The sequence below is a fragment of the Marinicauda salina genome (genome assembly GCF_003122085.1).
GTDB classification, from domain to species: domain Bacteria; phylum Pseudomonadota; class Alphaproteobacteria; order Caulobacterales; family Maricaulaceae; genus Maricicauda_A; species Maricicauda_A salina.
Genome location: NZ_QEXV01000001.1, coordinates 331,103 through 343,113, shown reverse-complemented (window position 1 = coordinate 343,113; position 12,011 = coordinate 331,103). Strand labels below are relative to the sequence as shown.

General features: G+C 69.4%; 10 protein-coding genes. 5 read left to right on the top strand and 5 right to left on the bottom strand.

Translation table 11 applies throughout. The features are described from left to right. Positions 1-41 precede the first annotated feature (41 nt). Positions 42-2,051, bottom strand: a complete 2,010-nt coding sequence (locus DDZ18_RS01500) for a TonB-dependent receptor plug domain-containing protein (protein WP_158272031.1) — start codon at positions 2,049-2,051, stop codon at positions 42-44. Positions 2,052-2,316: 265 nt separating this feature from the next. Between DDZ18_RS01500 and DDZ18_RS01495 the strand changes: the two genes are divergently transcribed. Next, positions 2,317-3,897 (top strand): peptide ABC transporter substrate-binding protein, encoded by a 1,581-nt coding sequence (locus tag DDZ18_RS01495; protein WP_146190584.1) that lies wholly within the window; start codon positions 2,317-2,319, stop codon positions 3,895-3,897. A 4-nt stretch (positions 3,898-3,901) separates the two neighbouring features. On the opposite strand, the gene DDZ18_RS01490 is transcribed toward DDZ18_RS01495, so the two are convergent. Beyond that, on the bottom strand, positions 3,902-4,729 hold the full coding sequence (locus tag DDZ18_RS01490; RefSeq protein WP_109251582.1) for an enoyl-ACP reductase FabI: 828 nt from the start codon (positions 4,727-4,729) through the stop codon (positions 3,902-3,904). Between the two features lie 249 nt (positions 4,730-4,978). Between DDZ18_RS01490 and DDZ18_RS01485 the strand changes: the two genes are divergently transcribed. After that, complete coding sequence (locus DDZ18_RS01485; protein WP_109251581.1) at positions 4,979-5,905, top strand: acyl-CoA desaturase; 927 nt, start codon at positions 4,979-4,981, stop codon at positions 5,903-5,905. 174 nt (positions 5,906-6,079) lie between these two features. On the opposite strand, the gene fabB is transcribed toward DDZ18_RS01485, so the two are convergent. The 3 genes from fabB to DDZ18_RS01470 all read right to left on the bottom strand — a co-directional run bounded on the left by fabB (position 6,080) and on the right by DDZ18_RS01470 (position 8,534). Beyond that, positions 6,080-7,294, bottom strand: coding sequence for a beta-ketoacyl-ACP synthase I (gene fabB, locus DDZ18_RS01480; RefSeq protein WP_109251580.1), 1,215 nt, complete (start codon positions 7,292-7,294; stop codon positions 6,080-6,082). Then, positions 7,291-7,827 (bottom strand): 3-hydroxyacyl-[acyl-carrier-protein] dehydratase FabA, encoded by a 537-nt coding sequence (gene fabA, locus DDZ18_RS01475; RefSeq protein ID WP_109251579.1) that lies wholly within the window; start codon positions 7,825-7,827, stop codon positions 7,291-7,293. The genes fabB and fabA overlap by 4 nt, the downstream gene beginning before the upstream one ends. Positions 7,828-7,946: 119 nt before the next feature. Further along, a complete protein-coding gene (locus DDZ18_RS01470) occupies positions 7,947-8,534 on the bottom strand; it encodes an SH3 domain-containing protein (RefSeq protein WP_109251578.1) in 588 nt (195 codons plus the stop codon). A 123-nt stretch (positions 8,535-8,657) separates the two neighbouring features. Between DDZ18_RS01470 and DDZ18_RS01465 the strand changes: the two genes are divergently transcribed. From DDZ18_RS01465 to DDZ18_RS01455, 3 genes are all read left to right on the top strand, one after another. After that, entirely contained in the window at positions 8,658-10,754 is a 2,097-nt protein-coding gene (locus tag DDZ18_RS01465; protein WP_146190583.1) for an alpha/beta hydrolase family protein, read from the top strand. 65 nt (positions 10,755-10,819) lie between these two features. Then, complete coding sequence (locus DDZ18_RS01460) at positions 10,820-11,713, top strand: MBL fold metallo-hydrolase (protein WP_109251576.1); 894 nt, start codon at positions 10,820-10,822, stop codon at positions 11,711-11,713. Next, positions 11,691-11,903, top strand: coding sequence for a hypothetical protein (locus DDZ18_RS01455; protein WP_109251575.1), 213 nt, complete (start codon positions 11,691-11,693; stop codon positions 11,901-11,903). Before DDZ18_RS01460 ends, DDZ18_RS01455 begins: the two co-directional genes overlap by 23 nt. The last annotated feature ends 108 nt before the right edge of the window (positions 11,904-12,011 follow it).

Here is a 12,011-nt window from a genome sequence, read left to right as displayed (position 1 = left end):
GATAACGCCGCGGCCGCGCGCAGGGTTCAAGACGCGATCCCTCAGAAATCGCTGGAGATCGTGAAGCGCAGGATCTGGCCGAACGTGCGGTCGCGGTTCTCCACGAAGGCCACAGGCCCGTCGCGCCGGTCGACGAAGACGGTGCGGTCGAACCGCTCGCTGGCGTCGACGAGATTGCCCACCCAGACTTGGACGGTGGCGCCGAACACGTCCTTGTGCTCGACGAAGGCCGACGTCCAGTAGGGATCGAAGGTGAAGTCGCGGATCTCGTCGAGACGCAGGAACGGCTCCTCGCGCTCGCGCTCGAAGCTCGCGCCCCAGGCCCAGTCGGTGCCCTCGATGTCGTGGCGGAATTCCAGTTCGACCTGCGTCTGCGCCTCGTCGCTGATCGGCCGGTCGAGACCCGTGAGCGGGTCCTCGAGGCGCGACTCGACGAGCTCCACCTCGAAATCAAGCCGCGCGCCCTGCAGCCCGAACGGATCGAGATTGAACGTGCCCTCGATCTCGAGCCCGTAGCGATCGGCCTCGTCGAGATTGCCCAGGCCCTGTCCGCGATCGCCGATCGGGACGACGTCGATGATGTCGGTGATGCGCTCTGCGAAGACGCGGCCGGTGACCGAGCCCCAGGCGCCGGCGTTCTGCGTCGCTTCGAAGGACAGCTCCCAGCTCTGCGGGGGGACGAGTTCGGGGTTGCCCGCGCTCTGGTTGCCGCTGCCGAGATCGACCGAGGCGATGAAGTCGAAGAAGCTGATCTGGCCGACGCTGCGCTCGAGATTGAGCCGGACGTCGAGAGTCTCGGTCGGCTGGTGGGTGAACGCGACGAACCCCTTGGGGCGTACGAACTCGCGGACCTGGCCGAAGGCGCCGTCCTGGCTGAGTTCGGAATATTCCGCGCCGAGCGAGGTCTGGACCGCCCAGCTCCAGGGCAGGGGCCGGGAATGGGTGACGTTCGCCTCGGCGCGGCGCTCCTCGACGCGGCTGTTCGAATTGGGCAGCGGGACGGGCCGGAAATCGCCGGATGCGTCGAGCCGCTCGAGGCCGGACTCGATGTCGAGCACGTTGAACGCGCCTTCGAGGGACACCTGCCAGTCGACGCCGGCGCGGGGAACCCAGGAGTATTCGCTGCGCAGGATGCTCTCGCTCTCCCAGGCGTCCCGGCTGAAACGGCTGCCCGCGTCCGGCGCTCCGTCGGCGAACTGCGTCCGCTGAACCGCGATGCTGGGGCTGTCCTCCATGCGCTGAAGCCCGATCAGCTTGAGCCGGCCCGCGCCGAGCCCGAACTCGATGTCGCCGCCGATCTCGGCGTTCCACTCGTTCTCGCTGTCCTCGAAGACCCGGAAGCGGTCCGGAAGGCCCGGTCCGCTGCGCAGGGAGAACTCGCGGCCGGTGAAATTGCGCTCGCCGTACTGCGCGTTGACATTCATCACCACGCCGCCGTCCGTGATGTAGCCGAGGCCGAGGCTGAGCTGCGGGCGATCGGCGTAGAACTGGCCGTCTTCGTCGCGCAGGTCGATCAGCGCGCCCGCGGCGTCGAACACCTCTTCGGGTCCGCGCGCGCCGTTGCGGAACCCGTTCTCCTCGAAAGACAGCGTGTATTCGACGCCGCGCAGCGTGCCGCTCAACGTGATTTCGCCGGCTTGCAGGCTGGGATCGACGCCCTCGCGAAACTCGGGACGCCAGCGCCAGTTGCCGCCGAAGCGGCTCAGCCGCGCCACCACGTTGACGACCTGGCCCGACAGGCCGGGGATGCCCAGCGTCGCGCCGTCGCGCACTTCGAGACGCTCGACGGCGTCGGCGGGGATGCGCCGGAGCGCGTCGACGGCGTCGTTGGACTTGCCGGATATGCGCCGGCCGTTGATCAGCACGTTGTCGTCGGCCTGGCCGAGCCCGCGCGCCTCCTCGCCCCGGCGGATCCGGAAGCCGGGGATCTGCTCGACCATGTCGAGCGCCGTCCGCGGCGCGAACTGCTCGAAATCGGCGGGCCGGTAGGCGGCGCCGGCGGGCACGGAGTCGTCGTTCGCCCAGGCCGGACCCAGGCTGCTCGCCAGCACTATCGAAACAATCGCCCGCCGCATCGGCACTCGTCCCCGCGCATCCATCGAATTCGGCCGGCACGGTGATCGAGGCATGGCGTAAACGTGACTTAAATATCCGTCATTAAAAGAACTTAATCTCAGCCGGGCGTCGCCGGTACGCGTGGCGACGAGGCTTTGCGCGCAGTCCGAGACGTGCGCGTTCACGAAAACGTGTGATGGGTGACGCGCTGTTAACCCCAGCTCGGCTATCCCGAAGACCGGGCTGAAGCGGAGACCGGCCTTGTCATTGCGTTCGATTGCGCTCGCTGCGGCGGTGATCCTGGCGGCGTGTTCGGGGGAACGCCCCGACGATTCGGCGACGCTTCATCGCGGCAACCGCTCCGAGCCGCTCACGCTGGATCCGCACACGGCGCATCTGCAGGACGCGCGCTTCATCATCGCCGACATGTTCGTCGGGCTCTACGAGCCCGGCCCGGACGGGCGACCGGTGCGCGGCCTCGCCGAGACCGTCGAGGTGTCCGAGGACGGGCTGGTCTGGACGTTCGGACTGCGCCCGGCGCAATGGTCCGACGCAACGCCGATCACGGCCGGCGACGTGGTCGCGGGCCTGCGCCGGGCGCTCGATCCGGACACGATGAACCAGTATCCGACGATGCTGTTCATGATCGAGAACGCGCGCGCGGTGAACCGGGGCGAGCAGCCCGTGGAGGCGCTCGGCGCGACGGCGGTCGATCCGCGCACCGTCGAGCTCCGCCTCGAATATCCCGCGCCCTATCTGCCTTCGGTCCTGATGCTGTGGGGCCAGCCGCTTCCCCGGCACGCCGTCGCCGAGCACGGCCCGGCCTGGATCCACGCCGAGAACATCGTCACCAGCGGACCGTTCCACCTCGTGGAATGGCGCGCCGACAACTTCATCCACCTGCGCGCCAGCGACACCTATTACGACGCCGACGACGTCTGCCTCGACAATGTCTACTACTATCCGACGGTGGACACCGCCGCCGCCGAACGCCGCGTCCGCAATGGCGAGCTGGACCTCAACACGGACGTCTCCGGCGCGAGCCTGGAGATGCTGCGGCGGCGCAATCCCGAGATCGTCGAGACCCATCCCGGCGTCCTCTTGCGCAACCTGATCCTCAACACGTCGCGTCCGCCCTTCGACGACGCGCGCGTCCGGCGCGCGCTGTCGCTGTCGATCGACCGCGAATTCCTGGCCGGCGAGGTGCTGGCCGGCGCCGACCGGCCGGCCTGGCGCATCGTCGGCGAAGGCGTGGCCAACCGCCCGGAAGGCGTCGCGCTCGACTTCGCGGGCGCGGATATCGAGGCCCGCCGCGCCGAGGCCCGCCGCCTGCTCGAAGAGGCGGGATTCGGCCCCGACAATCCCCTGCGCTTCAATTTCTTCTACACGCCTGCGGCGGGATGGCCGCGGGTCGCCCCGGTCATCCAGGCCGACTGGTCGGCGATCGCGCCCTGGGTCGACGCCGCGCTCATGGTGCGCGAGACCCAGCTCCACTATGCGGGGATGCGCGCCGACGCGTTCGCCGTGGGCACGGCCGGCTGGCTGCCCGATTTCGACGATCCCTACGGCTATCTGCTTCAGTGGCGCAGCGACGCCGGCGACATCAACTACTCCGGCTGGAGCGATCCCGACTATGACGCGCTGCTCGACGAGGCGATCCAGGCCGCCGATCCCGAGCGCCGCGCCGCGCTGATGGCCGAGGCCGAGCAGCTCGTGCTCGACGCCGCGCCGATCATTCCCGTCTACTACGAGTCCAGCAAGATGGTGGTCGGCGAACGCGTCCGGGGCTGGGTGAACAATCCCTGGCGCCTGCACCAGAGCCGCTGGCTCTGCGTGGAGTAGGGGCTCACCCCTCCTCGATGTCGGGCACGGCGACGGCGTGGAAGCCGGCGTCGACATGGAGCACCTCGCCGGTGCAGGACCGGCCGAGATCGGACAGCAGGTAGAGCGCGGCGCCGGCGACGCCCTCCATCGTCGTGTCCTCCTTGAGCATCGACCAGTCCTTGCCGGTCTTCATCAGCGTCCGCCCGCCGGAGATGCCCGCCATGGCGAGCGTGCGCATCGGGCCGGCCGAGACGGCGTTGACGCGGATTCCCGCCGGGCCGAGATCGCGCGCGACATAGCGCGTCGAGGCCTCCAGCGCGGCCTTGGCCACGCCCATGACGTTGTAGTTGGGCACGACGCGCTCGGCGCCGAGATAGGTCATGGTCACGATCGACCCGCCGCCTTCCTCCTTCGACGGCATCAGCGCGCTGGCGCGCTTGGCCGCGTCGACGAAGGAGAACGCCGAGATGTCCATCGCGCGCTTGAAACCCTCGCGCGTCGTATTGTGGGTGAAGCTGCCCTGAAGCTCGTCCTTGCCGGCGAAGGCGATGGCGTGGACGAGGAAGTCGAGCCGGCCCCACTTTTTCTCGATCGTCTCGAAGCAGGCGTCCATCGAGGCGTCGTCGCTGACGTCGGCGGTGACCATGAAGGGCTCGTCGCCGAGCGACTCGATGAGCGGGCGGACCCGCTTCTCCAGCGCCTCGTCCTGGTAGGAGAAGGCCAGTTCCGCGCCCTGGGCGTGCAGCTGCTGGGCGATCCCCCAGGCGATCGAGTTCTTGTTCGCGACCCCCATGACGAGGCCGCGCTTGCCCTTCATGAGCTCGCCGGCGGGAAACTCGGTGTCGGCCATGGTCTCGGCTCCGCGATGCTGGGGCGCTGCGGCCGAGTGAAGCGGAGCTGCGCCCCGTCCGCGCGTCCGAGCGCCGAAGAGAGTAGGTTCGCCCGAAATAGCCTGTTCGCGATGCTGCGTCGAGGCGCAGCCGGGGGCGTTAACGCTCGGCTCAAATTCGTGTGGCCGACTGGCGGGACGAAGCGGATCATGCCACCGTTCCGCCCACCGCGACCCGGACGCGAACCGGACCGTTCTCGAGGAGCACCGATGCAGAGACTGCCCACGCCGCGATCCCAATCGATCGAGAAGACTTGGCGTAATCTGGACTGGCCCAGCGTATTCGCCGCCATCATCTATCCCGCGCTTGGGGTCTTGGGCGTCATCGCCGCCCTCGCCCTGGGCCTCGCCCATCCCGGCCTCGCCTTCCACTGGTGGTATGTCCCGCTGGCGCTGGCGGCCGGTTCGGTCACGCTGGTCGTGTGCAATCTCGGCATCGGCGTGCTCCACCGCATCTGGCAGCACCGCGCCGGCGAGCTGCGCTGGCCCGCCCAGCTGATCACGGCGGTGAACTGCGTCGTCGCGATGCAGGGCCAGCTCAAGGACTGGGTGAACTACCACTCCCAGCACCATCGCCTGTCCGACAAGCCCGGCGACCCCCACAACCCGCACGAAAGCAAGTTCTGGGCGTGGATCGGCTGGCTGCTGTGGCGCGACGAGAACGATCTCAAGCGCCCGCTGGCGATGTGGCTCAGGAACGTGCCCGGCGTGCGCTTCGTCGACCGGCACTACAACTGGATGGCGCTCACGGTGCACCTCATCATCCCCGCGGCGATCTACGCCGCGGTGATCGCGCTGGGCGGCTCGGTGCTGCTGACCTTCCTGCTGCACGCCTCGGCGGTGACCGCGCGGGGAATCCAGTTCCACGCCACGACGCTGGGCGTGAACGTCGTCGGCCATCTGAGGGCGCCGGCCTGGCTGCGCTGGCTGCTGGCGGTGCTCACCGGCGGCGAGGCGATCCACGGCCACCATCACGAGTATCCCACCAGCGCGCTGCACCTGCCGCGCAAGGGGCTGATCAACCGGCTCGTCGACTATAACGGCACGATGCTGCTCATCCTCGCCAAGCTCAGGCTGGCGCGGGATCTCAAGATCGCGCCGCAATTCCAGGCGCCGGCGCGCATCGAGGCGGAGTAGGGGGCGGCTACGCTCGCTTTCGGTCTGTTGGCTGTCATCACCGGGCTCGTCCCGGTGATCCATTCGGCGTGCGCCGTCATGTCTGGATCGCCGGAACAAGTCCGGCGATGACGAGGCGGGCCGCGCGCCGCCGACGAACGGCGCCCTGCGCCGTCCGTGACTTCAGCCGGGCGCCTACTCCGGCCGACCCATGATCAGCGTGCCGTTGGTGCCGCCGAAGCCGAAACTGTTGGACAGCACCGTGTTCAGCTCCGCCTCGCGCGTCTCGGTGACGACCGGCAGGAAATCGAGCTCGGGATCGATCGTCTCGACATTGATCGACGGCGCGATGAAGCCGTCGCGCATCATCAGCAGGGAATAGATCGCCTCCTGCGCCCCGGCCGCGCCGAGCGAGTGGCCGGTCATCGACTTCGTCGCAGAGACCGCGGGAATGTTCTCGCCGAACACCGCGCGCAGCGCGGCGGCCTCGCGCACGTCGCCGACCGGCGTCGCGGTGGCGTGCGGATTGACGTAGTCGATCGTGCGGCCCTTCGCCTCGTCGAGCGCCATGCGCATGCAGCGCTCCGCGCCCTCGCCCGAGGGCTGGACCATGTCGTAGCCGTCGCTGGTCGCGCCGTAGCCGAGGATCTCGGCATGGATCGTCGCCCCGCGCGCTTTCGCCCGCTCGTACTCCTCGAGCACGACGACGCCGGCGCCGCCGGCGATGACGAAGCCGTCGCGATCGACGTCGAAGGCCCGGGAAGCCTTCTCCGGCGTGTCGTTAAAGCCCGAGCTCATCGCGCCCATGGCGTCGAACAGGTTGGACAGCGACCAGTGCAGCTCCTCGCCGCCGCCGGCGAACATCACGTCCTGCTTGCCCCACTGGATCTGTTCGGCCGCCGCGCCGATGCAGTGCAGCGAGGTGGTGCACGCCGAGCTGATCGAATAGCTCAGCCCCTTGATCTCGAACGGGGTTGCGAGCGTGGCCGAGCCGGTCGAGCTCATCGCCTTGGGCACGGCGAACGGGCCGATGCGGCGCGGCCCCTTCTCGCGCGTGATGTCGGCGGCCGACACGATGGCCTCGGTGGAGGGGCCGCCGGTGCCCACGATCAGGCCGGTGCGCTCGTTGGAGACGTCGGCCTTCTCGAGGCCGGCGTCTGCGATCGCCTGCTCCATCGACATGTAGGCCCAGCCCGCGCCTTCGCCCATGAAGCGGTAGACGCGCTTGTCGACATGGTCCTTGGGGTCGACCGACGGCCGGGCGTGAACCTGGCACTTGAAGCCGAGATCGGCGTACTCGGGAGCGGCGACGACGCCCGAGCGTCCCGCGCGCAGGGCGGCCGCGACCGCATCGGCGTTCTCGCCGATGGATGAGACCATGCCAATTCCGGTGATGACGACGCGCCTCATTCGATCACCTTCGTCTTTTCGAGTTCCTCGGGCTTGAACAACCCGACGCGCAGATCCTTCGCGGTGTAGATGGTCTGGCCGTCAGCCTCCACGCGGCCGTCGGCGATCCCGAGCACCAGCCTGCGCAGGATAACCCGCTTGAGATCGATGATGTAGCGCACCTTGCTGATCTCGGGCGTGACCTGGCCGGTGAATTTCACCTCGCCGACGCCGAGCGCCCGGCCCTTGCCCGGCGCGCCGGTCCAGCCGAGGAAGAAGCCCACCAGCTGCCACATCGCGTCCAGGCCGAGGCAGCCGGGCATCACCGGGTCGCCTTCGAAATGACAGGCGAAGAACCAGGCGTCCCGCGTCACGTCGAGCTCGGCCTCGACGCAGCCCTTGCCGTAGGCGCCGCCCTCGCGCGTGATCTGCGTGATGCGGTCGAGCATCAGCATCGGCGGCAGCGGCAGCTGCGCGTTGCCGGGGCCGAACACCTCGCCGTGGCCGCAGGCGATCAGCGCATCGTAGTCAAAGCTTGTTTTCTGGTCTTGCATCCGCGGTTCGCCGGTGAGGCGCGCTCCTGTGATGATCTGTCGGCGGACGATAGGCCGGCGTTGTGCACGCCGGAACCCCGCGGCCGCAGGCTGCGCCGTTCATCGCGCCGCGGATTGCGTCAGCGGGACTCGCCGCCCGCCGCGTCCGCGGCGTCGGCGACGTCGCCGGAGCGGTAGCATGGCCGTTCGGAGGGCTCAAGCGCATCGCCGCCGCGCGCCTCCCAGGCGTAGACGCCCCACAACGCGTCGGCCGCGGCCCAGCCCCGCACGCCCCCGGCCTCGAGACGGCACCAGCCCGCGCGGCATCGCTCGAGCCAGAGGATCGCGCCTTCCTCGGCGCGGCCCTCGACCGGCGCCTCCGGGTCGGGCCGGGCTCTCAGGGCGACCGTCTCGAGGGCGCGCGCGGCGCGCCGGCCGGACAGCGTGCGGCGATGCATCCAGGTCGTCTCGCCGCCGGGGTCGCGCACGCGGCGCCAGTCGGCGGTCTCGGCGACGATCTCCACGGGCAGGCCCTCGCGGACATAGAGCCAGCGGACGGGATGGCCGAAGGAGGGGCCGGCGCGGCCGCGCACCTCGTCGAACTTGAGCGAGACGAAGCGCGGCACCGGCAGGCCGGAATGCGTGTCGCAGCCCTGGCCGGCCGCCGGCGAAGCGGCGGCGGCGGTGACGGAGACGGCAAACGCCAGGATCGCCGGGAGACTGCGCATGCGATCAAGCTCGGGCCGGCGGGTAAAGACGTCGTAAAGCAGCTGCGTCGAGGCGGGGTCGGACTTGCCGGCGTCTGAAACGGCGCCATAAGGTTGTGTGCGATATCGCCTCGGGGGGAGCGAATGCGCGGTGCGATCTGGCTTGTTGCGGGCTTCATACTGGCCGCCTGGGCGGGCGTCGCGCCGGGGCCGGTCCGGGCGCAGGAGGAGTGGCGCCGCCCTCCTAGCGCCGCCGACGTGGTCGCCCCGCCGGAGATCGTGCAGCCGCAGCTCTCGCCGGACGGCCAGCGCCTCATCTACCTCAGATACCCGCAGCCCGGCGACCCGCCCGGGGTCGGAAGGCGTCTCGCCGTCGTGGACCTGAGCGACCCCGCGCAGCCGCGGCGACGCCTGCTCAACCTGCCCGGCCTCAACGTCCGCTGGATCGCGTGGGGCAATAACGAGCGCATCCTGCTGGGCATGACCTTCGTCAGCCGCGTGAGCGCCGGCCGCGGGGTGCGCGTCGTCGATCAGAACGGCGATCCGGTGACGCGCGTCCTGCGCAGCCAGGTCGGTTCCATCAATATCCGCGGCGGGGACAGCGTCTTCCTGTTCGACCTGAACGACCCGCGCTTCAACACGCTGTTCAACCAGCGCCTGGACCGGGTGACCGATTTCCTGCCGGAGGACCCCGAACACATCCTGATGCCCGCGCGCACCCGGCGCGGGCGGTCGCCCTTCCGCGCCGACCTCGATCTCTACCGCGTCAATATCTACACCGGGGAGTCGCGCCGCGTGGCGCATGGCCGCCAGACGACACTCGCCTGGTTCACCAATGCGCGCAGCGAGCCGGTGATGCGTTTCGAATCCGCTGGACGCGGCGGACGCGCCGTCAACGTGCTTGCGCGGCCCGACGGGCACCGGCGCTGGCGGCGCGTCGCCCGCTTCGACCAGCACGAGTTCGGGCGGATCGAGAACGAGTTCCAGTGGGCGGCGCGCTCGGAGAGCCATGACGAGGCGATCGTTCTGGCCCGGTCGGAGGAGACCGGAACCATCGGCGTTTTCCGCTACTCGTTCACCGACGATGCGCTCCTGGACCCGATCTTTCTTGATCAAGACCACGACGTCGATTCGGTCGAGATCGACCCTTTCTCGATGCGTCTGATGAACGTGCGCTACGCCGACACCCATCCCCGGATCCATATCCCCGACGACTCGCTGGCCGAGCATGTGAGCGGGCTCGAGGCGCGCTTCGGTCCCGATTTCCCGGTGGAGCCCGTCCAGCAGGCCGGCGGACGGATCCTGGTGCGGGTGAGCGGTCCGACCGAGCCGGGCGCGTACCACCTCTACGACGCCGCGACGGAGCGCACGACGGAGCTCGGCGCGGAACGCCCGGCGCTGTCCTCGCGGGCGCTGGCGCAGGTGCGGGTGCATCGCTACGGCGCCCGCGACGGCGCCGCGCTGTTCGGATATGTCACCGAGCCTGCGCGACCGGCGCTCGATCCGCCGCCGCTCGTCGTTCTGCCGCACGGCGGGCCCGAACGCCGCGATGTCTACGGCTTCGACGACGTCGCCCAGCTGCTGGCCGCGAAGGGCTATCTCGTCTTCCAGCCCCAGTTCCGCGGCTCCTACGGTTTTGGCCGCGCCTTCGCCGAGGCCGGTCACGGCGAATGGGGCGGCCTCATGCAGGACGATGTCACCGACGGGGTCCGGTCGCTGCTCGAGGCCGGCCTCGCCGACCCGGAGCGGGTCTGCATCGTCGGGTTCAGTTATGGCGGCTACGCCGCGCTGATGGGCGCGGTGAAGACGCCGGACCTGTATCGTTGCGCGGTGTCCGGCGCCGGCGTCGCCGATCTGCCCGCCATGCTGACGTGGGAGCGAGAGCGCGAGGAGTCGGCCCACGACTATCTCGTACGCACGATCGGGGACCCGGACGCCGACATGGCCATGCTGGAAAGCCGATCCCCGGCGCGGCGCGCCGAAGAGATTCGGATTCCGGTGCTGCTCCTCCACGGGCGCGAGGACGACGTCGTCCCGATCGAGCAGAGCGAGATGATGGAAGCCGCGCTCCAGGACGCGGGGCGACCGGTCACCTTCATCCCCAATTCAGGCGGGCACGATCTCTCCGATCCCGGCGTCTATGCGACCGTTCTGTTCCATGTGACCGGATTTCTCGACGAGCACCTGCTGGCCGCGGAGGCGTCCGGGACGGATGAGCCGGGCGCGTCTGCGCCCGACTAGGCCGAAGCTGGACGGCCGCCGCCCGGCGTTCCATGTTGAACAGAAGCAGCCACGGGAGACGCGTGATGCTCCGCGCCCTCAGCCTCGCCTCCATCGCAGCCGCCGCGCTCGCCGCATCCGCCGCCGTCGCACAGGAGGATGCGCCGGAGTTCGAATACGAAACGACCGAGCTGAGCGGCGGGATCGTCATGCTGTCGACCGGCCGGGCGGGCAATGTCGCCATCCTGCCGGGTCCGGACGGCGTGTTCGTCGTCGACGATCAGCTCCCCGAAACCGGATCGGCGCTCGAGGCCGCGATCGAGGCCGTCGCCGGAGAGGGCGTTCCGCGCTTCATCCTGAGCACGCACTGGCACGCCGACCATGTCGGCGGAAACAGCCACTTCGCCGCGCAGGGCTCCACCGTGGCCGGCCACCACAATATCCGCGCGCGAATCCTCGCCTCCGAGGAAGACTGGGCGATGGAGCCCGGCGCGGCGCCGATCCTCACCTTCGGCGACGACCTGCACTTCCACGTCAACGGCCAGACGGTGCGCGCCACGCACGTTCCCGCCGCGCATACCGACGGCGACGCGCTGGTCTATTTCGAGGAAGCCGACGTCCTGCACATGGGCGACGTGCTGTTCTCCGGCCTGTTTCCCTACATCGATCTCGACTCGGGCGGCTCGGTCGAGGGCTATATCGAGGCCATGCGCGTCGGCCTCGAGATCGCCGGGCCGGAGACCGAGATCATCGCCGGCCACGGCCCGCTCTCGACCGAGGCCGATCTCGTCGACAGCATCGCCATGCTGACCGAGGCGCGTTCGCGGGTCGAAGCCCTGGTCGCCGAGGGCGCCGATCTCGACGCCGTCATGGAGGCGAATCCGCTCGCGGACTTCCACGACGACTGGAACTGGGGTTTCATAACCACCGAACGCATGACGGAGACGCTGTACCGCGATGTCACGGCGCAAACCGAATAGACGCGACCAGATCCGGGTCGCCGTGCTGGCCATCGGCGCCGCCCTGGTGCTCGGCCTGCTGTTCTGGGCGATGCTGGGAAGCTGGTGGCAGGGGATGCTGCTGGGCGCGGCGTTCGGCGCGGCCTTCTTCTTCGTGGTCGTCGTCCAGGCCCGCCAGGCCGCGAAGACCCTGAAGAAGGGGCGGCGGTAGGGGCGCGTTCAGCCCTGACCTCGTCATCCCGGCCGGCCGCCAGGCCGAGCCGGGACCTACCGGAAACGCCAACCGACTTCGGGAAGCGCTGCCAGTAGGTCCCGGATA